The sequence below is a fragment of the Bacteriovorax sp. BAL6_X genome (genome assembly GCF_000443995.1).
Taxonomy (GTDB): Bacteria; Bdellovibrionota; Bacteriovoracia; order Bacteriovoracales; family Bacteriovoracaceae; genus Halobacteriovorax_A.
In genome coordinates this window covers 315,601-340,262 of sequence record NZ_AUMC01000003.1, presented here as the reverse complement: position 1 = coordinate 340,262, position 24,662 = coordinate 315,601, and the positions used below count along the sequence as shown (strand labels likewise).

The window sequence follows — 24,662 nt, the reverse complement described above, 5'->3', positions numbered from 1 at the left end:
TGACACACAAACAGTGGCTTGTTAATTATCTTCTACTTCTATATAGATTTTCACAGCGTTAAAAAGGATATTGCGAATGCTTTCAAGAACTAACGGGCCATTTTTAATTGATCTTCCAAACGAATGGGCGGATTCGGTACTTGAACTTCTTCAAGATACATATCGCAATGAATTATTTGAAGCCAATAAAGTATTCGAAATCTATGGAAGACTCTATAAAGGTGAAGTTCTAATTATGGCCTCTCTTGTTGATACATCAAACGAGGCTGCTGCAGCAACCACTTACTTCGCATCAATGGATCTTGAGGAAAACGGTGACCATACAAAACTTCTTGAGGGCCTAGTAGACTCAATTGGCGCTTTCTTTGATCAATTCTTTGCGGACCAAAATTGGGATGACTACCAAGATATGTGGAAAGAAGAAACCTTCAAGGGAACAACACTATACTGCAAGGTGACAAGAGAAAATGTTGGTCTAACGATTCAAGCCGATAGACTTCTTAATCAGTAACACGCAGCATTCATAGCTTAACTCGAGTTAACTTGCCAGAGCCACTTAACTCTAATAGCATTTTGATATAAATATTCATTAGAGAGGGATTTTTATGAAAAAGCTACTATGTTTAGCGTTGCTACTTTTTCTAACTCAAAAAATTTGGGCACAAGAAGAAAGACACCGCACGGTTGAAGGTCTGATTAACTGGGGACCTTATGTAAACTGTGAGATCTACAACAACTCACATCGACGTATGACAGTTCTTGATTATCAATACACAATTACATACACAAATGGATTTCAAAGAACTTTTAATTATGTATGCCAACAAGGTTGCAATGTTAGAAGCTTTGACTTCACAAGATTTTCTGGACCAACTAATCATCCAAATATCATGGCAGCAACCTGCCGTGCCCATGTTTTTAAAGAAAGAAGACACCGTCGAAACTAAAATAATGAAAAAATATAGCCTCCGTTAAGGAGGCTTTTTTTTTATTTAAATAATTTTGCTCTGTACTTAGGCTTAATTAAATTTTCAACTGATAAGATCTCATCAAGCTCTTCTTCAGATAGCAACTTCTTCTCAAGGACTAATTCACGAATTGATTTTCCAGTCTTAACTGCTTCTTTCCCAATGATATCACCCATGTGATGGCCAATGAATGGATTTAAGTAAGTAATGATACCAACTGAGTTTAAAACCATATTTGTCGTATGCTCCTCATTGGCAGTAATTCCTTCGATACACTTTTCTTTTAGCGTCGAAGCCGCGTGACTTAGAAGGTCGACTGATTCAAACAGAGACTGAGCAATAACTGGCTCCATAACATTAAGTTGAAGTTGTCCTGCTTCAGCAGCCATTGTTATTGTCATATCATTTCCAATAACTTTGAAACACACTTGATTAACAACTTCAGGAATAACAGGGTTTACCTTTGCCGGCATAATTGAAGAACCGGCCTGTAGTTCGGGAAGGTTAATTTCATTAAGGCCACAGCGTGGCCCAGAAGAAAGAAGTCTTAAGTCATTACAAATCTTTGAAAGCTTAACAGCTGTTCTTTTTAAAGAGCCTGAAATCATAACATAAGCTCCACAATCTGAAGTCGCTTCAATTAAGTTTTCAGATTTCACAAAATTTCCATCAGTGAATTCAGAAAGAAAACCAATTGCCAAGTCAGAATAACGATCATGAGCATTCAGTCCTGTGCCAATTGCAGTTGCTCCCAGATTTACTTCAAGAACTAAGTCACGACAACGAGATAATGACCTTACCTCTTCTCGAAGGTTAACGGCCCATGAATGAAATTCATCACCTAGAGACATTGGAACAGCATCTTGGAGTTGTGTTCTCCCCATCTTAAGCACCTTCTCAAATTCAATCCCCTTCTTCTCAAAACTGTCTGAAAGTCCTTGAATGCGCTCAATTACTTTAGTCATATAAAAGTAAACTGCTACACGGAATCCTGTTGGGTACGCATCATTTGTTGATTGTGATTTATTAACGTGATCGTTTGGGTTTAGAACTCCATATTCACCACGCTTATGTCCATTCATCTCAAGTGCCACGTTAGCAATAACTTCATTAGTATTCATATTTACAGAAGTTCCCGCACCACCTTGAAAGACATCCGTTGGAAAATATTTAAGATATTTATCTAAGTTGGTCAGGATCTCATCACAAGCGCTAATAATCATATCGCACTTATCATCTTCCATTGTTCCAATTTCTTTATTGGCCGCTGCTGCTGCCTTCTTTGTCAGAACCATTCCTTTAACAAAGTTAGGATAGTCCCCTATTTTAGCATTTGATATTTGAAAATTATTTAGGGCCCTTTGAGTATGAATCCCATAGAGCATTTCGTTATTTATTTCTAACTGTCCAAGTAAATCTTCTTCGATTCGATTCTTCATATAAATCTCCTATAGGAGTATTTAAACACAAGAATATAAAAAAGGCCCTCAAAAGAGGGCCTTCAAAAGCATAGGAGTATGAGTTATTTATTAACCCTTAATTCTGAAAATCTCTTGCATCATTTTATCTGCTGTAGAGATAGTCTTAGCATTAGCTTGGAAGTTTCTTTGAGACGTCATTAGGTTAACGAACTCACTTGCGATATCAACGTTTGAAAGCTCGATTGACTTTGAAAGAACTTGTCCACGTCCCGCTTCTCCTGGCTTCCCCATTGCTGGTTGACCAGAGTTTTTAGATTCTTTGAAAAGGTTTTTCCCCATTTTGAAAAGACCTTCGTTATTATCAAATTTTGCAATAGCGATTTGAGCGATATCTCTTGTCTCACCATTGTCATATACTGCTGTAAGGATACCATCATCATTGAATGATAGAGATCCAAGAGTTGCGGCAGAAGCACCATCTTGAGTGTGTCTAGCAACTGCAGAACCTGAACCATACTGAGTTGAAGCATCAGTACCGTCTCCACCTTCAGCAATTGATTCCCCCCAAGAGAATTCAATTTTTTGACCTTGTTGTGCACCTTTATTGAAGTTGAAAGAGTTTGAAGATTCGATCTCTTCTTGAAGTTGACCTTTATCGTTGAATACAAGTTGACCTTGTGCCATTTCAACCATCTTACCAGCTTCACCACCTTGAGCATCAGCACCATCGGCCATGATTCTATAAGTCCAATTGTTATCAGCTGATTTATTATAGTATGCAGTTACAAGACGAGCTGTACCTACATTGTCATATACTGTAATTGAAGAAGAAAAGTTTGAAGTTTCTTCTGGATTATTTGGATCGAATTGTTTTACAGAAACTCTTGAGTCTAAGTTCATAGAAAGCTTAACTTTTTCAGTTGCTTGAGCTGGAATTGTTGTGTTTCCTAGCTTAATTTCACCTTCTTTATTTGTAAGTGTTCCATCTTCATTTGATTTGAAACCAATTACTTTATATCCATCACTGTTAACAAGCTCACCGTCTTTGTTAAAGTGCATTGAACCATCTCTAGAATATCCATTTCCGAATGGAGCTTTTACTTTAAAGAAACCATCACCTTGAATTGCAAGGTCTGTGATTGATTCAGTTCTTGCTACATCACCTTGAGTCATGATCGGCTTAATGTGAGCTAGCTTTGTACCAGCACCAAATTGATCCCCACCTTCGATCCCTTTTAGAGAGACTGCAAGTACATCTTGGAATTCAGCTCTTGAAGCTTTAAAACCGTTCGTTCCAGCATTTGAAATGTTATCTGAAACAACATTCATCCCCGCTCCTGAAGCGCTTAAACCAGATACACCAATGTTAAATGATCGTAAAATACTCATTCGTCCCTCCTAGACTAAAACCAAATCTAAATTTTTTAGATCTAAAAACGACTAAATGGAATAAGGATTTTAAAAGGTGTGTTTACAACGACAGGCAAACACAAAGCTTCCGTTAGGACCAGCTAATTAAATCTTAAACCAATACAGTCGAATCAATTTTTGTAAAAACGTTACTCTCTATACTTCCCTTATCAATGGCCGTAACTACCTTCTTGGCCGCTACATCCACGATATAGGCTGCTTTATCTGTAATCACTAAAGAATCCCTTCCCCCTTTACTTTGAAGTTTCTGGAAAGCATCCTTTAGCTTAAAAAATTCATTACTATCAATATCAATATTTCTCTCCTGCAGTCTCTTTGCAGCATGAGTCGAAAGTTGAATTCCATGTTCTCTTTGAGTTTGCGCTAACTGATCTAAGTGATGCGCTTTATTGATCTTCTCATTAGAGATCTGATCATTCAGAAGATTTTTAAATTCTGACTGAGCAGCTTCATTACCACCACTAACGTTACCAAGGCGGTTACGAAGATCAACTTTCTTCGAACCAGGAACCTGGCTTACATTTGGAATATGAAAATTTGAAATATCTTTAGTTCCCATTTATTTCCAATTATTGGTTAGCGGAATTGTTAATATTATTATAGTTTTGAGCCGCTCTCTTTTGCAATGCGGCAATATTTTTATCGTTCATTTCTGAACCATTATTAGAAGCTTGTTTGAAGCTATCAACGTCACGAAGAAAAACTTTTTTTCCATTTTCTAGAGTGAAAATTGTTTCTCCATTATCAAAATCAACAGCATTAACAACACCTGTCGACTTTGTTTCACCCTTAAATTTATTCATGTCCTTATCAAAGGCCCAAACCTCAAGAGTATAATCACCTTTTGCAGCTCTGGTATTATCAAGTTGACGTCCATTCCAAGTTAGAGTGTGTTGTCCTCTTCCTAGGTTTTCAGCTTCAACCTTTCCAATTAATTGGCGATTTTTATCATAGATATTAACCATAACATTCTTAGCTTCTTTATCTAAGAAAAATGGAACATCTTTTCTAAAAGATTGACCATCATAAGTAACTGATGAACCTTTCGTTAGAATTTCTTTTCCTAAGAAACTTGCACCAAAAAACTTTAATTCTTGTGGGTCATTCTTCCCCATATTTTCAAGCTTTTGGTTCATATTTGTCATCTGCTCTAATTGAGAAAATTGAGCTAGATCTGCAGAAAGTTGTTTTTGATCCATTGGCTTCATTGGGTCTTGATGAGTTAGTTGGTGAGATAGAAGTTTTAAGAAACCTTCTTGTCCCATTTTATTGTGATCTTTAGCATCAACAAATTTTTGATCAGCGATATTATTACCAGCAATACGGTTTAGTTCTTCACCAACTGAACCTTTTCCATTCCCCTTCGTCTGGCGAGGGGCCATACCGATTTGTGAAAATGAATTTCTCTGTTGTGGTTTTCCAATTCCTGGCATTATGCACCTATGCGTTCGCTATATTCTTGCCATCTTCTTTGACGGCCTTCTCTTGCATCTTGAAAACTATCAAATGCAAAAGAATCTTCATTATCTAATTGTCTCGCATAATCAGACTCATTTCCAGTCATATTTCTAGTGGAGATTTTGTCCGCTTGTCTTTCGTTATTACGTTTTTCATTTTTAAAGCTCTCAGACTGAGAGGCAGTATCACTCATTTGACCAGATGTTGCCGTATGAATTTTAAAGTCAGCAACTCTAACACCTTTCATATCGAGGTTCTTTAACAATTTAACTTCATTTTCTTTAAAGAACTCTTTTGCTTCAATCGTAGTAGTTTCGATATTTAGAGCGATCATACCGTTAGCATCTTTATTAGCAGTAACATTAAAATGTCCTAGTTCATTATGCTTAACTAGAACTTGTAAGGACTTACCGTTTTCAATACGGTTCATTTCAATATAGTTAGTTACTTCTTTAATCATTTGATCTGCATTAGATACATTTGAAAGATCGAGAACTTCTGGAGCTTTCCCTAAATTGATCTCTGCTTTGAAGTCATTTGTTGTATTAGTATTTCCAAGAGCACCAATTAAATTATTTTGAACTTGTGGAGCTCTTCTATCGCCTTTTGTCGCAATATCAGATGAGAAGTCCTCAGCTTTTGGTTCACTTTTCATACGAATAATTGAGCTACTCTTATGAGATGCTTCTTTGGCAAACTTATTCATATGAAAACTATTTGAAGCTTTCATATCAGTTGCAACGTGGTTATTTAAAACTTGGCGATTTGCCAAGAAGTCTGCACCACTTGCAAGATTTTTATTATTTGTAGCAACTGGCTTCTTACCTTTAAATAGGTTTGTTGAGGACATTCTTAAAAGATTATTATCCTTCATCCCCTCAACAGCTCTTTCAGGTGTCGCCTGTGCTGACTCAATAATAGCTTGTGTGTTCTTTCCTAACAAAGCATTTGTCTTCACTCCCTCTGCAGCGAGTTTTGGAGTTTGTTTACTCTCAAGTGTAGTCTTAGCTTTTTGTAATTCGACAATATTCTTAGTACCAAGAATGCTATCAATATCACTATGCTTACCTGCTGGAGTTTTCTCTGTAGAACTAAGAGTCGAAATTAAAGAAGTCGGCGTAGTGTGCTTTGCCATGGCCTTTGCCATCTTTGGACTATGTGATTCTTTAATAAGCGTATTTGTATTTGCCTTTCCCTCTTTAAGAAGCTCTCTGACTTCTTGATGAGAGATTTTTTCGTTAACAGGATTATTTAGATTATGCTTTTGTGACTTTGACATTAATCCCTCGGCCACATTCGTAGTCTGAAGAGATTTTTGTCCTTTGGACTCCCCATCTAGAAGTAGTTTACTAAACTCTTCCTTTTGTCCTTTTGAAAGCTTCTTATTGGCGTGACTAGAAAGCAGGTTATCAACTGATACAGTTTTCGCATTAGTCTGCGACTGCTCCTTTGTCCCCTTTGCTTTTAAGTTATGTCCAATTAAGTTTTTAAGCATTACTCTTTGTTCCTTCTTTTAACGCTTTGCAATATCTTTACACAAATTTACTAAAAAATTAACCATGGAAAAGTTTACCTCTACTTCTTCATCGTCATATATTGCTTTTGTAAACGCGCTGAGATCTCTTTATCCATCATATTAAAAATCTTTGAAACCTTTACTGGATCGAGCTCTCCAAGAATCTTAATTGAGATTGATGGGTCCTGCTGAGATAATAAGTTAGCTGCTGTTTGTGGCCTCATATTTGAAACGACATCAACCATGTGAATCACACGTTTTTGTTCATCAGAGTCTTTCTTATCAAGACATGAAAGGAAATTCGTTTGATAGGCCTTAAATTCTTTAATTCGCCCCTCAAGTTCCTTTTGATTAACAACAACTTGTTCTTGTTGATTCTTTAAGGCCTTTTCACGATTGGCCAATTCTTCTTCTTTTTTAAGAAGCTCTTTTGAGAAATCTATCAACTTTGAACGACCAACTTTCTTCATCTTTTTTTCAAGGGCCACTTCAAGTGCCTTATCAAATTCTTCTTGCGAATAAATCTTCTTCTCTTCCGCTGTGGCAGTCAGTGAAGATGATAGTATTAATACTAAAAGAAATAACCTTTTCATTTTAAGCTTCCCCGGCCAATTTTTGAGCATGCCTTTTAGCCATCATTAATTCATCAATAGCTTCTTGGCGCTTCTTTTCAATGACTCTATTTTGTTCTGATTCAAATTCATTTTTTAAATTATCAATTACCTTTACTTCACCTTTAGCAACAGAAAGTTCTTTCACCTTCTCTTGATATTGCCTTTCAACAGCATGTAATTGATTTTCTAATACCTTAATTTCGTTTCTTTTAGATTGAATAAACATTGGAAAGAACTGAGCATTCCTACCTGAGGTATACGTATCAAAGAAGGCTTCTTGTGCCCTATATGTTTCTTCAATATCTTGGTGACACTTGGCAATTGCTTCGTTTAAACGGCCTTTTTCGATATTAATCTGCCCGAGTTCAAGTTTCACTTTTTGTTCTTTGAACTCTCTTAACTTTAATAGGCCTTGTAGTTTAAACTTTTCTCTACGCAATTATATTACTCCTCATATGAGTTATATGCTTCTTCTGCATACTTTGCGAGGCCAACCATTGAATCGTATAATTCATCAATCGTTTGGTAATGATCCTCACCTTGCATTTGCTTTAATAAGTCGTTTAGTTGATCGATAATGATCATGGCCTTATCAACCTTAGGGTTTGAACCTTTAGAGTAAGCACCGACATTAATCAGATCTTCATTATCACGATAAGCAGACATAAGATCACGCATATGTCCTGCAACAACACGATGCTCACTTGAAACAACTTTATTCATTACCCTCGATAGTGATTGTAGAACGTCAATCGCAGGGAATTGGTTCTTTGAAGCAAGGGCACGAGATAAAATGATGTGTCCATCACTAATCCCCCTAACGGCATCAGCAATCGGCTCATCCATATCTCCCCCTTCAACAAGAACAGTATAAATACCTGTAATGGAACCTGCATCAGCTTTTGTCCCAGCACGCTCCATTAATTTCGGAAGTTGTGCAAATACAGTTGGTGTATAACCTTTTTGACCTGGAGGATCTCCAGCACTTAACGAGATTTCACGAGACGCCATAGCAAAACGTGTTATCGAGTCCATCATTAGGAGAACGTCTTTATTTTGATCTCTAAAATATTCAGCGAATGTTGTTGCCACATATGCAGCCTTCATACGAATAAGGGCAGAAGTATCAGATGTTGCAACAACTACAATTGACTTCTTTAAGCCTTCTTCTCCAAGGTCATGTTCGATAAACTCACGAACCTCACGACCACGTTCTCCGATTAGAGCAATAATATTAACATCAGCTGACGATTTCTGTGCAACCATTCCAAGCGTAACAGACTTACCAACACCTGACCCGGCCATAATAGCAAGACGCTGTCCCTTTCCTGCCGTCATAAAAGCATTTATTGCATTAACACCAGTATCTAGCATTTCAGAAATTGGTGGACGCTCTAATGGGTTAATTGGTTCTCCAAAAATTGATCTAACCTCATTTGATCTTTTAATTGGTCCTTTTCCGTCAATTGGATTTCCTTGAAAGTCGATTACACGTCCAAGGTATTGCTCTCCAACATTAACTTTTGTAACTAGCTCTTTTAAAAATACTTTTGTTTCTGAATTGATTCCAGCTATCTCTGAATAAGGCATTGTTAAACATTTTGGGCCATCTATTGAAACAACTTCACCAAGACAACGATCACCAAATTCCGTTACGAATTCAACGTTAGAACCAATAACGGCCCTAGAAAGATTTACTTCATAGAGCATACCTTTTGAGGCACAAACCTTTCCTACCTTTTGGTAAGGAGTAGCATATTCATATGCTTTATGAATTGCTTCTAAATCTAATGTAGAGAAATTATTGTGATTCATCCGAGTCGTCCTCTGAACTTGCTAATCCTACTGCTTCAAATAACTTATCAAGACTATCTAATTGCGTCTTCAAGCTACCATTGACAATACCGTTTTGAGATTCAACGACAATACCTGGTGCTTCTATATCATAGTCAATTTCAACACGAGTGTTAGTCAGTTCTCCAAGTTTACCTTGAACAACTTCTAAGACTTCAGGCATTTGTTCAAAATGCTTCTCATTGACACGAATTAGAAGATTTTCTTTTGTTTGCGCTTCTACTATAAGTTTTTCTAGAAGACGAATAATATACTCACCGTCATCTTTAAGCTCTTTAAGAACAATCCATTTTGCAATTGTTCTAAGCAATGTATATGTTTGCATTTTTTGAGCAGAAAGAAGTCCTACTTGAGTACTTAAAACTTCTGAAACCATATCATTTAAAAGAAGAATCTTTTCTTCAGCTGCTCCAGCAAGCTCATTCTTTACTTCTTCTTTTCCTTGTTCACGTCCTAACTCAAGTCCTTCACGGTATGCATCATCTTTGATTGCTTCAATTTGACGCGCTACCTCTTCCTGGACAGCTTGAGAAAAGTCATTCTCTTCTTGAGCACGTACTCCTCTATGTTCGTGAACAATAGGGTTAAGATCAAAACCAGTATCTTTGGCCATTTCTCTTTCAACGCGAATAATCTTCTGTTTCTCTTCAATTTCACGAATCGACATACCTTCGAAATCTTGAAACTCAAATTCCTCAACACTAGAGTTAAGTGGTTTTTGAGAGAAAGAGTGAAATTCATATTCTTTTATATCACGAGTCATACTACGGCCATTAACCTATTATTAATTAAACAAGGGCATCGCCATCTCCACCACGGGAGATAAACGCCTTACCTTGTTGTTCAAGTTCTTTACACTTATGTACAATTTCAGCTTGAGCTTTTTCAACATCAGAAAGCTTCGTTGGCCCAAGAGCATCAAGGTCTTCCTGTAGAAGTGTTGCTGCACGGTTTGACATATTTCTAAATAGCTTCGCTTTAATTTCTTCAGGAGCAGTCTTAAGAGCAATAACAAGTTTCTGTTGATCAACTTCTTTAAGAAGTGCTTGGATACCACGATCATCAACATAAACAAGATCTTCGAAAACAAACATAAGTTTACGAATTTCCTCTGCAAGTTCAGGATCTTTCTCCTCAACACGTCCCATAATATTTTTCTCAGAGTTCTTATCCATAAGGTTAAGCATATCTGCGATTGGTTCAACACCACCTAGTTGATTTGTATCGATAGTTCCAAGAGTTGAAAGCTCAGTCTTAAGTACATCATCAAGTTGTGCGATAAGCTCAGGAGATACAAAATCAAGGTTTGCTACTCTTAATACTACTTCGGCCTGTAGACCTTCTGGAAGACGTCTTAAAACATCAACCTTTCGCTCTGCGGATAAGTGAGCAATAATAAGCGCGATTGTTTGCGGGTGCTCATTAATTAAGAAGTTTGCAAGAGTTCTGGTATCAACTAGCTCCAGTGACTCTAGTGTCTGGTTGGCACCAACATCAATAATTTGACCAAGAAGTTGTTTGGCACGATCTTCCCCTAAAGCATTTACAATAAAGTCTCTTGATGAGTTATCAGAGAAAAGTAGATCATTTTCTTCGTTAAGCTCAGAATAGAATTCTTCAAGAACACGCTTGATCATCCAAATTGGCGCTTTCTTAACATTAGACATCGCATTGATAAGACGTTTTACGTCATTATCGCGCATATGTGCGAATATAAGTTGTGTCGTACTCACACCAAGGGAACTAAGCAGAAGTGCTGCTTTGTCTTGTCCTGATAGTAGCGAGTATTCTACATCTGGGTCTAATGATTGATCGGCCACTTTTCTCTCCTCTTCCTTAAAGGGCTCTATTACTTATTATCATTACGCAATCTGCTTATCAGATTCCGTACTATGAATCATATCATGCACAATCTGTGCCGCTTTTGCCGGGTTACCTTCAACCAGTGAGATAATCTTCTCACGAAGCATATTCCCTTCAATTTTCTCTGGATTGAGCTTCTCTTCAATTTGTGGAAGAGCATCCTCAAGTCCAGGAAGTTTCTGATTAGCTTGTACTTTTTCTAGCTCTTCAAGAGTTCTTGGTAAGAAATCTTCAACTGTTTCTACCGCGTTGTCTGTTACCCATTGAATGAATGGACGAACAACGACGAAGAAGAATAGAGAAATCGTTAAACCAATTGCAAGATACTTAAAGATATTCTTGATTAGCTCCCTATTTTCACGTTCACGCATAAGAGCATCAATAGCTTCAAGATCTTCTTGTTGGAACTCCATATTCTTGATTGTAATAACATCACCACGACGATTATCAATTCCAAGAGTTGAAGCAACGATCGCTTGAAAATTAGCAATATCAGCTTCCGACCATGGTTCATACTTAGTAACGGCCTTACCATCTACAGTCTGAGTCACATGCTTACCATCTACCATAACCGCTGCTGAAATTTTTCTAACAGATGCAGTAGGAGACTTTGAGCGCGTCACTTTCTTTGGCACGTTATAATTACGAGTTGCTAACTCTTTCTTAACATCATTTCTTGTCTCAGGCACACCTGGTTGTGGTTGTTCCCCAGGAAGGTTTGATCTAGCTCCTGGAATTCCTTGTGGAGAAGGACGTGACCCTTGAAGGTTTTGAGTATTTGTTACTTCGGAAAGAACAGCTTTGTTTTCAGAATCATAAGTTGTTTGAGTTGATACACTTTCAGTAAAGTCCATATCAACTGAAACTTTAGCAATTACTTTTCCTGCACCAACAACTCTCGTTAAGATATCTTCAATTTGTTTCTCATACTTTCTATTTAGCTTTGATTCAAGAGCAAGACGATTCGCCGTATTAGCAGTCATCGCGTCCCCTATATTCTCTGAAAGCTTCTTTCCTCTGTGATCAAGGATGACAACACCCTCGCCTCTCATCCCTTCAACTGATGAAGCAACAAGTGAAGAGATTCCTTTAATTTCTTGTTCAGTTAAAGTTACACCACGGTTTAGCTCAAGAACAACAGAAGCCGTTGGTGGTTTCTTCTCTGATACAAATGGTGAAGACTCAGGGATATTTAAGTGAACACGAGCTCTCTTAACACCTCTTAGGTGTTTAATCGTCTTAATTAGCTCACCTTCAAGTGCTCTTTGCTTATTTACTTTTTGAACAAATGAAGTTGTTCCAAAAGATTGATTATCAAAAACTTCATAACCTACTGTTCCTGAAAAAGAGAATCCTGAAGTCATCATTTTAAGACGTACAGTTTCAATCATATCCTCTGGGATACTAATTGTTTTTCCATCCGCTGAAGTTTTCTTCTCAACATTATTCTGACTTAAGAAGACCTCAACCTTTGTCATATCTTCTTTATTAAGATCAGAATATAGAACTTTATAGTTTGTGTGAGTGGCCCACAGGACAACACCTAATAGGAAGACTAGAATAACCCCAGTAACAGCAAAGAGAGAAATTTTCTTTCCTGCATCAAGTTCTCCGTAGAACTCTTTGAAGTTTCTAAGCATTTTGTCGAAAAAATCTTTCACGTATCCTCCTGACACCTGAAACTCTTAACTCATCCTAAATTAAGAGATCATTAACAACTAGTTATTAACTAGACTTGCATTCTCATTACTTCTTTATAAGCATCAATTACTTTATTGCGAACTTGGTTCATTGTCTTAAAAGCAATTTCAGCTCTTTCAACAGCTAGCATCGTTTCGTGGATATTCTTACTCTCACCACTTACTAATTTTTCAATAGCTGTATTAGCTTCTTTTTGTAAATTGTTTACATCCATAATTTGATTAGAAAGCATTTCAGAAAATGACTGACTTCTCTCAGATGGTGTAACTTTTGAAAGTTCATCAAAACCTTCTAGTTTGAATTCTTCCGCGCCACCAGTTGGACTTGTCCACTCGCGCATTTTGTGTGAGTTAAAGACGTCATTCATTGTCGTAATATTATTGATCGCCATGATTTAACCCCTTCCCTTTATTCTTAGTTTCCACTTCCAATTTCAAGCGCTTTCATCGCCATACTCTTAGTTGTATTCATTACGTTAATATTCGCTTCATAACTTCTTGAAGCTGAAATCATATCTGCCATCTCTTCCATTACATTAATATTTGGATAGGCAACATACCCTTGTTCATTTGCATCAGGGTGATTTGGTTCATACTTTAGGATTGGTGGTTTATCGCTTGATACAACTTCTGTTGCATGAACAGATTGAGCAACCTCACCCATTTCACCTTCTAAAATATCCGAAAAGCTTTCACGAGCAGGCTCGCTTCCAAAAGCAACTTCTTTCTTACGATATGGACCACCTTCGGCCGTTCTTGTCGTCTGAGCATTTGCAATATTTGAAGAAATCGCTGCCATGCGCTTCTTATTTGCTGCAACACCTGATGAACTAATTTTTAAACTCGTTAGTAAATCCATTATCTCCCCCTACTCTATTTTTCAGAGTTAATTGTATATTTAAGCATCCCTAGTTTCTTATTTAGTAACTTTACTGACGCATCATACAAAATTTTATTTTCTGCCATTTTGGCCATTTCAGCGTCTCTGTCGACAGTATTCCCATCTTCAGAGACGATGCCATTTGGATCATCATAAATTTCAGGTTGAAGATTTTCAAAACCACCATTGCCAACGTCAAAGTGTTTCTCTTCAGAGGTCAACATTTCAAGATTCCCATCGACGTCTAAAGCTCTTGCAAGTGCTTCTTCAAAGTCAACTCGCTTGGCCTTATAACCAGGTGTATCTGCATTAGCGATATTTGAAGTTAAGACCTCATGTCGGATCTGTCTTAAATTCAAAGATGCAGCTAGTGCTTTTAATGTCTTATCCTCAACCCTCATGATGAAGCCTTATCTTAAGTTAACAAAGTATGAGTTTCCGTCTCCACGGTACTCATTGATTTTATTTCTTAGTGTTCTAATTGATACACCAAGAATCTTTGCTGCTTGAGTTCTATTTTCAGAAGTATGGATAAGAGCCTTCTTGATAAGTAGCTTCTCAGCTTCCTTAAGAGACATTAATCTAATTCCTTCTGAATCATCTTCAGAGATAACATTTACTGCTTTCTTTTCACCGATCTCAAGGTGCTCTGCTGAAACCTCAGTTCCCTCGAAATTTGCTAAAGCATTTTCGATAACGGCCTTAAGTTCTTTTACATTGTGTGTCCAGTAGTGAGAAAGGATCTTATTCATGGCTTCTTCTTGAACAGAAACTTCTGCACCACCAAGAGTTGTCTTGATAATACTTTTTGCGATGTATTCTAAGTCACCAACTCTTTCTCTAAGTGGAGTTAGAGTAATTGAGTTTGATGAAATGAAAGTGTATAGGCCACGGTAAAAACGACCAGCTCCAACAAGTTTAGAAAGGTTCTTAGTTGTTGTTGCAACCATTCTTACATCAATTTCATAGTCAGTTAGTTCACCAAGGATTTTATGAAGCTTCTTTTGAAAAGTATCTTCCAACCCATCTACGTTTACTAGAACAACAGTACCACCGTTTGCGTTTTCAAATGCACCTTTAATGAAACGTCCTGTTTCTGGGTCTCTATAACCCAAGATCTCATTCTCAACTTGGTTTGCTTCTGCTGCACAGTCTACAGTTACAAATGGCTTTCCTTGTCTTGTTGAATTTTCATGGATAAAACCAGCTAGTGTCTTCTTACCAACACCTGCTTCGCCAACAATAAGAACTGGTGCTTTTGTAACAGCAACGTTGTTTGCAACTTTAAGTGCCTTAACAATTTTAGGATCCTGTCCAAAAACTTCCGCTGTAAACGTATTCATCTGACCTCCTGTCTGTCGTTTGCCCGATCCGTGGGCTAAATTATAGTGTACGCTTTTTTAAGTTAACTAATGTTAGCTCTGTCCTGGCCAACTCTTTCAGATAATCCTTCGCTTCGTTATCTGAAAGTATTTCATTTAATAACTTCTCACCAGTTGTGAAGTCGTTTTGTCTTAGGCTTTCCTTTCCTAATAAAAACTTCACACGGTTCTTATAAAGTGATTTCTCATAATCATTCAAGAAAGATCTTGCTTCATCTGCTGCAAGTTTATTCGCCTTCTTAAATAGGATTTCAATTCTTTGGTAATTAACTCTTTCTCTTAATCCTTCAACAACTGTATCAGCGATCTGGAATGAATTTGCGTCTTTTAGAAGAGCTGTAGAAACCTTTAAGTATTTGTCATACTTCTTACTCTCATAAATTGACTCAAGGTAGAATTGGATTGAGTCAACAAGGTCTTTAGCATCAATTGAATTTGCATTTGCATCACTTGCATAGAATCTCTCGTACTCTTTTTCTGCCTTTGCAAACTCTCCTCTCTTATAGTGAGCAAGAGCTTTATAAAATGTAATTTTTTCAAATCCTGGGTAATCTTTTTTCGTACTCGCGATGATGCGGTCTACTGAAGTGTAATTTTTTAGCTTTAGATTTCTTAGAATTTGTAGCTCGTTCTTATACAAGTCCAACTTCTTAACTTCCTTGCGAGAAACCCATAGAGGGAAAGTGTGAGCAGTTTCCTTTTTGCTCGCTATCATTTTCTCATACATTTTCTGAAATCCGTCCCACAGTGTAAGATTTATATATGATTTCGCTATAATAAATTGAATTTCAGGATCAGCACCAATCTTTGCAAAATAAGTATCTTTGTAGATTTCCCAAGCGCGAATAGCACGAGCAAATTTACCTTCTTCAAAATTTGATTTGATGATTCCATAAACAATTTCGGCTCCATCAGCTTCAAAAACTTTCTTTTCACTAATTTTCATGGCCGCAATTGGTAGTGCAGTCAAGAATGTTAAAGCCTCTTCATATTGTCTATCAACAATGAACGTTCTCAAACGAGTTTGCCACAGAAGCATTTCAATATCTTTATTTAACTTCTTATCAGTTCCTTTATCGAGAAAAACTCTTGTTTCAAGATCTTTTGTATCCGGTTTAATCTTTCTAATAGTTCGAAGCCCTACATAGCGGATACGTGCTTCGAGACTCACTTCCTGATTCTGAGCTCTATTGATTGCGTTCTTATAAAGCTCTAATACTTCATTCTTTGGACGATCCTGAATATCAGCAATTAGGGCCATACGCAGTCTTGCCTGAGCAGATTCACTTACATATGAGTACTTAGAAATAAAAGAGTCATAAATCTTGAATGCTTTCGCATATTGTGATGTTCTAAAGTAAGCTTCTGCAGCATTGTAGTAGATCGATGGAAGATACTCACCTTTAGTCGTTTTAGCGAATGCCTCATAGGCACCAATCACTTTTTCTTCATCATTTTGTCTTAGATAAGTATACATTTCGTAAGCCTTAAGCTTTTGCTTAGAAATGATCTTAACTAAAGTTTTATCTTTGATTAGATTTTCAACCTTCTCTACTTGATTTAAATTCGCAAGAGATGAAAGAATGTACTCACCCATATACTCTAATTCTTCGTAATCAAAATTCTCTTTTGCATCACTAAAGAATCTCTTTGCATATTTTAGGGCCTTAACAAAGTCCTTCTTTTCACGGTAGAACTGAACGAGGTATTTGTAGATCCCCTTTCTTAGATCGTAAATATCAGTTCTCTCGAGGATATTCGTATACATTGAAACGGCCGTATCAACCGGCTTAATATCACCTTTTTCAAGAGTTTCTCTTAAAAGAGCATTGGCCTTCATGTAGTCATTGTAAGGATTATAAGACTGTGAAAATTTCTTCTCATATAGCTTAATTGACTTATACATAAGTCCCCACTTACTTTTTCTATAAAGATTAAGAGTAAGTTGCATATGAGCTTCTTTTTCATTTTTGTTGTAATCAAAATTTTTAATTGGAAAGAAGTATTCTGCTGTCTTTCTATTCGTCAGAATTTGTGTTTTTAGCTCAGGAGCTAGTGCCTGGTAGTCCCAGATAAAAGAGGCTCCATATCTAAAATCACGAAATGCTTTCGCTTTCTTAGCAGGAGCCTTTTTAACAACATTTTTTCTAACTATCTTTGGAGCTGGTTTAACGGCCCTAGACTTTTTTACAAACTTTGGCGTTGATTGCTGTGCTGATGCTTCATTCTTCTTTACCAGAGTAGAAATATCTTTGATCGCTGCCTGTTTAGTAGTAACAGCGCCATCTTTCCAGAAGTCGACAAAATATGCACGGTCACGATTCTTATAGAATGAGAAGACTTCTACATTCTTTTTTAGCATTAAAGAGATTGTGAAAACATTATTTCCAGACGTTGGTTCAGTATAAGAGATTCTCTTAATATACTTTGAAGAAGAGAAGTTCTTAAGCCCGTCTTTAACCTTTGAGTAAATATCACCATCTAACGTCGAGAATGATACCTCTGAGTTTGATTTCGTTACATTAACTAGTTTCTTATCAATAAAGAATTTAACACGTAGAAAGTCGTTGTGAGCTTCTGGTGTAACAATTGATGCTGATGCAATATTTAGGAAGGCAGTACTAAAAATAAGTACGATAAAAGATAATAAATTTTTTGAATTAAAATCTATCTTCATTTGGTAGAAACTTCCTGTTTCAAATTTAATAACGTCAATTATTTGGCAATTTCTTCGTCCTAAAGCATGCCGTGAATCTATTTTACAATATTTTGAAATATTTCAAAGGAAAATTTTTCTCATGGGACGTTTTTTCCATGTCAATTTTTTTACATAACAAGATATTAGGTATTTAAAAAGCCGACTATGAAAGTCGGCTTAAGTATTGGTGTCAGATTGGCCATGTTAAGTAGAAATTTATTGTTGAATATTAACGTCTAAATTTCTCTTCTTCATTTTTTCAATAAGCGTTGTACGATTCATCTGTAGTAGCTTTGAAGCTTGGTTTTTATTACCATTTGTTTTAATAAGTGCCTGCTTAATTAAAGACTCTTCTACTTCATTCATAAAATCTTTTAAATTTATACCATTATCTGGAAGACTAACAAGATCATCAGTATCAATTGTCGAGCGATTTGTTAGAGCTAGAATTTTTGGTGGTAGATCTTGAGGTCTAATTTTATTTCCACCTCTTAAGATAACAAGTCTTTCAATTAAATTCTCTAGTTCACGAACGTTACCAGGCCATTCATAAGACATAAGAATTTCAAAAGTCTCATCATCTAATTCAATATCATTTCTTCCATCAGCACTTACAAAACGCGATAGGAAATATGAAATTAAAAGTGGAATATCCTCTCTTCGATCTTTTAATGCTGGAATTTTAATCGGAATAACATTAAGTCTATAGTAAAGGTCTTCTCTGAAATTACCCTGTTGAACAGAGTCTTCAAGATTTCTATGAGTGGCCGTAATAATGCGCACATCAACAGGAGTCGTCGTCGAAGAACCAACACGCTCAATTTCTCTTTGTTGAAGAACTCTTAAAAGTTTTACTTGTAAAAGTAGTGGCATATCACCAATCTCATCTAAGAAAATTGATCCACCATCAGCAGCTTCAAAGCGTCCCATACGATTTGAGACTGCTCCTGTAAAGGCTCCCTTTTCATGGCCAAAGAGTTCACTTTCCAAAAGTTCACCAGGAATGGCACCACAGTTTACATTAACAATTTTATTATGATTACGATTTGATGATAAATGAATTGCCTTTGCAACAAGCTCTTTCCCTGTTCCAGAAGGTCCACCAATTAAAATCGTTGAACTCGAGGACGCAACCTTCTTAATCCGTTCAAAGATTTTTCTCATTGGTTTAGAACGCCCTATCATCCCACAAAACATATCGTCTTCAGTAGGCATCTCTAACTTATACTTAGTTCCAAGTGAACGTTTATCATTGGCGTTGTTTATACCAGAAGTAATTTCGAGACTTTCACGATACTCAAGCTTATGAACAAGGGCCCTAACGACAAGGTCTTTTAGAGCTTCTAATTCAAACGGCTTGGTTAGGTAGTGAAAAACACCTTTCTTAGTTGCCGCTATTGCTGTTTCAATAGAGGCGAAGCCCGTCATTGCGATAGAACTAAAAGTTAGGCCACGCTCTTTTAATAAGTCGATTAGATAGAGCCCGTCAGACGAATTATCTTCAAAGCTAATGTCTGTAATTAAACAAAAGCGATCAACTTGGTTTTTAGTAATATGCTCGATTGCAGGTGTTGGAGAAGAAAAGCTAATAACTTCTAGGTTTATCTTCTTACTTAGATACTTAGTTATCATTGCGGAAAGAGTTTGATCATCTTCCACGACAATAATCACTGGTTTTCTTCCTTGATCGATTTTTACTTCATTATCTGATTCATCATTTGAGAATGTATCAGTTAGAAAATTAAAATCATTCTTCATGTGTTGTTGCCTCTCATCGTGTGAGGTTAAAAATTGTCCCACTAAAATGGTATCGAACAACTCGTGGACGTGTCAATTTTTTAACACCATGATAAAACTTCCGAAACTAGCATAAATAGCTGATATCACAGGTTTATATATAAATATTAGTGTCTAAAAGTTTCTTACAATATCTAAGAAATAATGAACAACTTTGTCTGGGCCACCGGCCATAACCCAAATAAATAGAAAGAAACTTGAGATAGCTGAACAAAGAGCAAAGAATAATGGAGGCAGAGAGTAGCCTCTTAACCAATAGTAGTAAGCAAAGCGGCCACCAATGATCATAATTGGAATTGACCAGAATGGTGTATAACGTAATGTGAACATGAGGAATTCATTCATAGTGATAAGTATAAACTGAATTGGAAAAAAAGAAAGGCTTTCCCATTGGCCTTGAGATACATCCTGCGGCAAAAGTGCCCCAAATGGCAGTTTTGAAGCCGAGATGAATGTGACTCAAGAAAGCTAGCGATAGCGCGGCTTTCGGTTGTTTGCCACAAATAAAAAAGGCCCCTTTCGGAGCCTTCTATTTTACAAGCAAAGTGCTTTAAGTTTTTCAACATACGACAGCTCTTCCCAAGGGACATCCTGCGGCAAAAGTGCCCCAAAGGGCAGTTTTGAAGCTGAGATGGATGTGACTCGAGAAAGCTAGCCTAGCGAAGCGATGGCGCGGCTTTCGGTTAAAGGCAAAGAGCTTTTAACTTCTCCACATAGCTTAATTCTTCCCAAGGGAAGAAACCATCTTTAGTTCTACCAAAGTGCCCGTAAGCAGCTGTTGGTGAATAGATTGGTCTAAGCAGATCAAGTCTTTCAATAATAGCCGCTGGCTTCATATCAAAGATTTGGTTAACAGCATTGTTAATCTTAGCAACGTCTACTTTTTCTGTACCGAAAGTATCAACAAGAAGTGACATTGGCTCAGCAACACCAATTGCATATGCAACTTGTACTAGAGCTTTATCAGCAAGACCTGCAGCAACAATATGCTTAGCAATTTGTCTTGTCGCATAAGCTGCTGAACGGTCGACCTTAGTTGGATCTTTACCAGAGAATGCTCCACCACCGTGAGCACCGTGACCACCGTAAGTATCAACGATAATCTTTCTACCAGTTAGACCACAGTCACCCATTGGCCCACCGATAACAAATTTACCAGTTGGGTTAATGAAGTATTTTGTGTTGTTATCAACAAGTGATGCTGGAACAACTTTATTAACAACTTCTTCTCTTACTGCTTCTTGAACTTGTGAAAGTGTCATATTGTCAGAGTGTTGAGTAGAAACAACAATTGCATCAATACGAGATAGTTTACCATCTTCATATTGTGCAGAAACCTGTGTTTTACCATCAGCTCTAAGCTCACCTAAAACTCCATTCTTTCTAACTTCTGAAAGTCTTTCCGCAAGTCTGTGTGAAAGATCAATTGTCATTGGCATATAGTTATCAGTTTCGTTACAAGCGTAACCAAACATTAGACCCTGGTCACCAGCACCTAATTCTGTATATGTACCTTCGCCAATGTTTACACCTTGAGCAATATCTGGTGATTGCTTATCAAGAGCAACCATTACACCACAAGTATTAGCATCAAAACCTTTATCAGAGTGATCGTATCCAATCTCTCTAATTTTATTTCTTACTGTTTCTTGGAAATCGATATTAGCTGTAGAAGTAATCTCACCTGCAAGAACAACTAGACCTGTTGTGATCATAGTTTCACAAGCAACACGAGATTTTGGATCTTGTTCTAACATCGCATCAAGTACCGCATCACTGATTTGATCCGCAATTTTATCAGGGTGCCCTTCTGTTACTGATTCAGAAGTGAATGTAAAATCTTTTAGCACTGCCTCATCTCCTAGCTATAAATAATTAATACACTAATAATTGTATGAATATACTGCTATTAGTGCGTTTTAACAACTAGTTTCAACTACTATTTTCAATAGCTTATACTCAATAAAAATTAGTAATCATCGTCCTTTACGAAGTATTTGAAATAATGAGGATTACGGTATTGATAGAATTTATCACTTGTGGCCGAGTATACATAAACTTTATTTTTATATCGATAAACATCGTAATTATGTTCACCACTATCTTTAAAAGAGTATAAATAGTTTAAGTTCTTACGAGTCAGTAATGTTTTTAATCGCGACGTATTGTGAATTAAAGGCCCTGGACGCTCCTCCATGCTTGTATACTCATCCCACAAAGAGGACATATCCATTCGACCAAGCATTGATGCTCTTGAAAAGTATCGTGTTGCCTTGAAGTCCTTATCAGGATTATGTAATTCATCCAAAATAATTTTTAAATTCTTTCGCATTAACTTTCTTGCAGATTTAGATTGGTCAGGACAAAAGATCCCTTTCGAAGCAGGTATAAAAAAATAAGTAAATGAGAACTGGCCTCTTTTAAAAAGTACATTAAGCCACGGATACTTTTCAGTATTCTTCACTCCTGCTTTAACAAGAGACTGATAGAACGGTTCATCGCTTTCAATTGTATTATAACCAGGGTTTGTCACACGATTGATTACAACTTTGGCCACATCTCTTCTTTCACTTCCATAATTATCATCGAGACGTCCAACTTCATGAATTAAAATCGTTTCAAGTGCGTATAGCTTGCGATAAATTTCTTTCTGCCTTTTCCAAAATTTATAAACCAAAGCTTCCTTATCATAGATATACTGGCTTAAGGCGTAACGGGCCTGATTTTTATCTTCAAAGATTTTTTTTAAAATATCATCTTTTGTTTTACTCTTATTAAGTAAATCAAGATAGTAATCTTCACGTTCAATGATCTTTTTTTGCCAGTACTTTGTTCTAGCATAAGTCTTCTTATGACCTTTCCTTAAAACTCCATCAAGTCGAGATATTAAATCAGAAATATCATAGCGTAGGTCTTCAGTTAAGAATGGTTGATCAAAACCAACAATTCGCAAGTAGACTGAGTCAATTAGAGATCTAAGACCTAAGTCAGATCGCCCCTTTTTAGGATCAACACTTCCGTCTTCAACAATTTTTCTTAGTAAGTATGCAGAATTTGACTTCTGCTTGCCTTCTGCAGTTTCTATATCCTTAACCTTGTCATACTCACTTCTTAAGTGAAGGTGATCAACAGGAAAATTAAAAGACTGTAGGAAGAAAAGGCTATTTAGATATCTTTCAAGATCTTTTAGAAATTGTTTGATTTCTTTTTTTGATTCAAGGGCAACTTGTGATTTAGTCTTTAAATCCTTTATGTAGCGATACTTATAATTGTGGCGCATTGCCTTTTCAAATTGAGTTTGAATCTGACGATTCCGAGCAAGAACATTTCTAAAAGATCGCATTTTGGAAAGGCGTTCATTAACACCTTTTATCCATTCTCTTTTCTTCTTCATTAAAGGAACGTATTCTTTGATTGTTCCTTCATCGAGATCTCCACTTAATTGAAAAGGAATAAAGATTCCATTCCCTAAGAAATTCTTATAGAGCTTTTGAGACTCATTATAAATTTTCATCGAGCATGTCGTTTTATATTGCTTACGATGAAGCTTCATATACTCATTGATTACTTGTTTATCTGTTAAGCTTTTTGCTTGTGCAAACTGGCCAGAGAAACTTGTAAAAGCTATGAGAAATGGAAGAGTTGTCTTAAAGTATTTTAACAAACTCGCTACTCCATAAACCTAGACAAGAACTATTACTCATAACGAGTTGAACACTCTGTTCACTGCTATTTTCTTTTATTAACGTAATCAAAGGCTCTAATTCTGTAACAACATTAGTTCTTATTCCACTTTTTTCTAAGTCAGACTTTAGTTTATCAACATCAAGATCACCTTGGCCCTTTGCCGTTGTAGGACGAGATGGTTTGATAATTGTTGCACTCTCTGCTCCTTTTAATGAGTCTGCAAATCTTTCTTGAAAGAGATCACTTCGAGCAGTAGCTGAGCCTGGTTCAAGATAAGCATGTATCTTCTTTCCTGGGTATTTTAAGGAGATTGCATGCAAAGTTTCTTGTACGGCAGTTGGGTGATGTGCAAAGTCGTCTATAATAGGCGAAGAGTTGAATTTACCTTTTACTTCCTGCCTTCTTTGCACCATTTTAAGATTTAAGATACCATCCTGAATTTCTTCTGGACTCTTTCCAGCTTTTAAAGCGACAATAATAACTGACGCTAAATTAAGTATATTATGATGGCCCATTAGATTTGTTTTAAATTCATGCTCACCAACTGAGCACTTCATTGAAAACGAAGTTAGACCATTTTCGACATTAATGATTTTTACATTTTCACGATCGTACTCCGACCATGACTTATCCGTGACCTTAAGTTCATTAATACTTTGCCACTCTGAACAAGCTATTACTTCGTCTACACATGGAAGAATTGCTTTAAACTCATTTTTTATATCTTCAATTGATTCAAAAATATCAGCATGATCAAACTCAAGAGATGTAATAATTAATTTATTAATATAGTAAGAACGAAACTTTGAGAATTTTTCAAAGTATGCTGAGTCGTATTCGTCTGATTCGATAAAGAAGTAGTCACCTTTTCCGACTCTAGCAGGAGGACGCTCATCCATTACCCCGCCAATGAGGTATCCTGGCTCCATCCCTAATTTTTCGAAAAGTTGAACACCAAAGTATGTAGTTGTTGTTTTCCCATGTGTTCCAGAAATACCAACAACAGTTTTATCTTTTAAAACTAAGGCTCCGATTGCAGCTGGAAATGAACAAAATGGAAGTCCACTTTCTTCAATAAACTTTGCATCATCAGAGTTTCTAGCAACCACATTTCCTACAACGATTAAATCATAGTCTTTAATAATCTCTTCAATATTGTGTTCTTCAAACTTATAGACATCAATACCCGAGTTATCTAGATAGGTACTCATTGGTGGATAGAACATACGATCTGCGCCGGCCACTTCAAACCCTGCTTCCTTAAGAAGGCATGCTGCCGCTCCCATTCCAGTACCGCAAATACGGTAAAAGAACACCTTTTTAAATTTATTTGATTCTTTTAATGCAGAAAGCGCATTTATATCTTTGTAATTTTCTAAATTCATAACTTACC

Annotated in this window: 23 protein-coding genes; 2 read left to right on the top strand and 21 right to left on the bottom strand. The window is 36.6% G+C overall.

Going from position 1 to position 24,662, the window contains the following annotated elements; genetic code table 11:
- Nucleotides 1-76: 76 nt before the first annotated feature.
- Nucleotides 77-511 (top strand): hypothetical protein, encoded by a 435-nt coding sequence (locus M902_RS01780; protein WP_021266506.1) that lies wholly within the window; start codon nt 77-79, stop codon nt 509-511.
- 94 nt (nt 512-605) lie between these two features.
- Nucleotides 606-947 (top strand): hypothetical protein, encoded by a 342-nt coding sequence (locus tag M902_RS01775; RefSeq protein WP_021265787.1) that lies wholly within the window; start codon nt 606-608, stop codon nt 945-947.
- A 41-nt stretch (nt 948-988) separates the two neighbouring features.
- On the opposite strand, the gene aspA is transcribed toward M902_RS01775, so the two are convergent.
- The 21 genes from aspA to murC form a co-directional block, all read right to left on the bottom strand.
- Nucleotides 989-2,407: an aspartate ammonia-lyase gene (gene aspA, locus M902_RS01770; RefSeq protein WP_021266369.1), complete on the bottom strand. Its 1,419-nt coding sequence runs from the start codon at nt 2,405-2,407 to the stop codon at nt 989-991.
- Between the two features lie 90 nt (nt 2,408-2,497).
- Entirely contained in the window at nt 2,498-3,778 is a 1,281-nt protein-coding gene (locus tag M902_RS01765; RefSeq protein WP_021266455.1) for a flagellar hook protein FlgE, read from the bottom strand.
- Nucleotides 3,779-3,911: 133 nt separating this feature from the next.
- Nucleotides 3,912-4,379, bottom strand: a complete 468-nt coding sequence (locus M902_RS15640; RefSeq protein ID WP_021266054.1) for a TIGR02530 family flagellar biosynthesis protein — start codon at nt 4,377-4,379, stop codon at nt 3,912-3,914.
- A 10-nt stretch (nt 4,380-4,389) separates the two neighbouring features.
- The gene (locus M902_RS01755) at nt 4,390-5,253 is read right to left on the bottom strand and encodes a flagellar hook assembly protein FlgD (RefSeq protein ID WP_021266152.1); all 864 of its coding nucleotides are present in this window, start codon (nt 5,251-5,253) and stop codon (nt 4,390-4,392) included.
- Nucleotides 5,253-6,773, bottom strand: coding sequence for a hypothetical protein (locus M902_RS01750; protein WP_021266413.1), 1,521 nt, complete (start codon nt 6,771-6,773; stop codon nt 5,253-5,255). The genes M902_RS01755 and M902_RS01750 overlap by 1 nt, the downstream gene beginning before the upstream one ends.
- 80 nt (nt 6,774-6,853) lie before the next feature.
- Nucleotides 6,854-7,387: a hypothetical protein gene (locus M902_RS01745; protein ID WP_021266494.1), complete on the bottom strand. Its 534-nt coding sequence runs from the start codon at nt 7,385-7,387 to the stop codon at nt 6,854-6,856.
- Nucleotide 7,388: 1 nt separating this feature from the next.
- The gene (locus M902_RS01740) at nt 7,389-7,847 is read right to left on the bottom strand and encodes a flagellar FliJ family protein (protein ID WP_021266276.1); all 459 of its coding nucleotides are present in this window, start codon (nt 7,845-7,847) and stop codon (nt 7,389-7,391) included.
- Between the two features lie 5 nt (nt 7,848-7,852).
- Entirely contained in the window at nt 7,853-9,223 is a 1,371-nt protein-coding gene (locus M902_RS01735; RefSeq protein WP_021266325.1) for a FliI/YscN family ATPase, read from the bottom strand.
- The gene (locus M902_RS01730; RefSeq protein WP_021266438.1) at nt 9,210-10,025 is read right to left on the bottom strand and encodes a FliH/SctL family protein; all 816 of its coding nucleotides are present in this window, start codon (nt 10,023-10,025) and stop codon (nt 9,210-9,212) included. The genes M902_RS01735 and M902_RS01730 overlap by 14 nt, the downstream gene beginning before the upstream one ends.
- A gap of 25 nt (nt 10,026-10,050) precedes the next feature.
- Complete coding sequence (fliG, locus tag M902_RS01725) at nt 10,051-11,082, bottom strand: flagellar motor switch protein FliG (protein ID WP_021266524.1); 1,032 nt, start codon at nt 11,080-11,082, stop codon at nt 10,051-10,053.
- Between the two features lie 42 nt (nt 11,083-11,124).
- Nucleotides 11,125-12,786 carry a flagellar basal-body MS-ring/collar protein FliF gene (gene fliF / locus M902_RS01720; protein WP_021265902.1) on the bottom strand — a complete coding sequence of 554 codons (1,662 nt, stop codon included), beginning with the start codon at nt 12,784-12,786 and terminating at the stop codon, nt 11,125-11,127.
- Between the two features lie 68 nt (nt 12,787-12,854).
- Nucleotides 12,855-13,217 (bottom strand): flagellar hook-basal body complex protein FliE, encoded by a 363-nt coding sequence (gene fliE / locus M902_RS01715; RefSeq protein ID WP_021265866.1) that lies wholly within the window; start codon nt 13,215-13,217, stop codon nt 12,855-12,857.
- A gap of 23 nt (nt 13,218-13,240) precedes the next feature.
- Nucleotides 13,241-13,684 carry a flagellar basal body rod protein FlgC gene (flgC, locus tag M902_RS01710; RefSeq protein ID WP_021265925.1) on the bottom strand — a complete coding sequence of 148 codons (444 nt, stop codon included), beginning with the start codon at nt 13,682-13,684 and terminating at the stop codon, nt 13,241-13,243.
- 14 nt (nt 13,685-13,698) lie between these two features.
- Nucleotides 13,699-14,106 carry a flagellar basal body rod protein FlgB gene (gene flgB, locus M902_RS01705; RefSeq protein WP_021266076.1) on the bottom strand — a complete coding sequence of 136 codons (408 nt, stop codon included), beginning with the start codon at nt 14,104-14,106 and terminating at the stop codon, nt 13,699-13,701.
- A 9-nt stretch (nt 14,107-14,115) separates the two neighbouring features.
- Nucleotides 14,116-15,048 carry a sigma-54 dependent transcriptional regulator gene (locus tag M902_RS01700; protein ID WP_021266167.1) on the bottom strand — a complete coding sequence of 311 codons (933 nt, stop codon included), beginning with the start codon at nt 15,046-15,048 and terminating at the stop codon, nt 14,116-14,118.
- 40 nt (nt 15,049-15,088) lie between these two features.
- On the bottom strand, nt 15,089-17,764 hold the full coding sequence (locus tag M902_RS01695; protein ID WP_021266250.1) for a hypothetical protein: 2,676 nt from the start codon (nt 17,762-17,764) through the stop codon (nt 15,089-15,091).
- Between the two features lie 237 nt (nt 17,765-18,001).
- Nucleotides 18,002-19,543, bottom strand: coding sequence for a sigma-54 dependent transcriptional regulator (locus tag M902_RS01690; RefSeq protein ID WP_021265948.1), 1,542 nt, complete (start codon nt 19,541-19,543; stop codon nt 18,002-18,004).
- A gap of 153 nt (nt 19,544-19,696) precedes the next feature.
- Nucleotides 19,697-19,927, bottom strand: a complete 231-nt coding sequence (locus M902_RS01685) for a hypothetical protein (protein WP_156979689.1) — start codon at nt 19,925-19,927, stop codon at nt 19,697-19,699.
- 338 nt (nt 19,928-20,265) lie between these two features.
- Entirely contained in the window at nt 20,266-21,432 is a 1,167-nt protein-coding gene (gene metK / locus M902_RS01680) for a methionine adenosyltransferase (RefSeq protein ID WP_021265845.1), read from the bottom strand.
- 119 nt (nt 21,433-21,551) lie between these two features.
- A complete protein-coding gene (locus M902_RS01675; RefSeq protein WP_021266393.1) occupies nt 21,552-23,246 on the bottom strand; it encodes a hypothetical protein in 1,695 nt (564 codons plus the stop codon).
- Entirely contained in the window at nt 23,230-24,654 is a 1,425-nt protein-coding gene (gene murC / locus M902_RS01670) for a UDP-N-acetylmuramate--L-alanine ligase (protein ID WP_021266510.1), read from the bottom strand. The genes M902_RS01675 and murC overlap by 17 nt, the downstream gene beginning before the upstream one ends.
- Nucleotides 24,655-24,662: the final 8 nt, after the last annotated feature.

What these genes read in the sequence shown, in the direction of transcription:
- M902_RS01780 (WP_021266506.1), top strand. Translation starts at nt 77, where the DNA reads ATGCTTTCAAGAACTAACGGGCCATTTTTAATTGATCTTCCAAACGAA.
- M902_RS01775 (WP_021265787.1), top strand. Translation starts at nt 606, where the DNA reads ATGAAAAAGCTACTATGTTTAGCGTTGCTACTTTTTCTAACTCAAAAA.
- aspA (WP_021266369.1), bottom strand. Translation starts at nt 2,407, where the DNA reads ATGAAGAATCGAATCGAAGAAGATTTACTTGGACAGTTAGAAATAAAT.
- M902_RS01765 (WP_021266455.1), bottom strand. Translation starts at nt 3,778, where the DNA reads ATGAGTATTTTACGATCATTTAACATTGGTGTATCTGGTTTAAGCGCT.
- M902_RS15640 (WP_021266054.1), bottom strand. Translation starts at nt 4,379, where the DNA reads ATGGGAACTAAAGATATTTCAAATTTTCATATTCCAAATGTAAGCCAG.
- M902_RS01755 (WP_021266152.1), bottom strand. Translation starts at nt 5,253, where the DNA reads ATGCCAGGAATTGGAAAACCACAACAGAGAAATTCATTTTCACAAATC.
- M902_RS01750 (WP_021266413.1), bottom strand. Translation starts at nt 6,773, where the DNA reads ATGCTTAAAAACTTAATTGGACATAACTTAAAAGCAAAGGGGACAAAG.
- M902_RS01745 (WP_021266494.1), bottom strand. Translation starts at nt 7,387, where the DNA reads ATGAAAAGGTTATTTCTTTTAGTATTAATACTATCATCTTCACTGACT.
- M902_RS01735 (WP_021266325.1), bottom strand. Translation starts at nt 9,223, where the DNA reads ATGAATCACAATAATTTCTCTACATTAGATTTAGAAGCAATTCATAAA.
- M902_RS01730 (WP_021266438.1), bottom strand. Translation starts at nt 10,025, where the DNA reads ATGACTCGTGATATAAAAGAATATGAATTTCACTCTTTCTCTCAAAAA.
- fliE (WP_021265866.1), bottom strand. Translation starts at nt 13,217, where the DNA reads ATGGCGATCAATAATATTACGACAATGAATGACGTCTTTAACTCACAC.
- flgC (WP_021265925.1), bottom strand. Translation starts at nt 13,684, where the DNA reads ATGGATTTACTAACGAGTTTAAAAATTAGTTCATCAGGTGTTGCAGCA.
- flgB (WP_021266076.1), bottom strand. Translation starts at nt 14,106, where the DNA reads ATGAGGGTTGAGGATAAGACATTAAAAGCACTAGCTGCATCTTTGAAT.
- M902_RS01700 (WP_021266167.1), bottom strand. Translation starts at nt 15,048, where the DNA reads ATGAATACGTTTACAGCGGAAGTTTTTGGACAGGATCCTAAAATTGTT.
- M902_RS01695 (WP_021266250.1), bottom strand. Translation starts at nt 17,764, where the DNA reads ATGAAGATAGATTTTAATTCAAAAAATTTATTATCTTTTATCGTACTT.
- M902_RS01690 (WP_021265948.1), bottom strand. Translation starts at nt 19,543, where the DNA reads ATGAAGAATGATTTTAATTTTCTAACTGATACATTCTCAAATGATGAA.
- M902_RS01685 (WP_156979689.1), bottom strand. Translation starts at nt 19,927, where the DNA reads ATGAATGAATTCCTCATGTTCACATTACGTTATACACCATTCTGGTCA.
- murC (WP_021266510.1), bottom strand. Translation starts at nt 24,654, where the DNA reads ATGAATTTAGAAAATTACAAAGATATAAATGCGCTTTCTGCATTAAAA.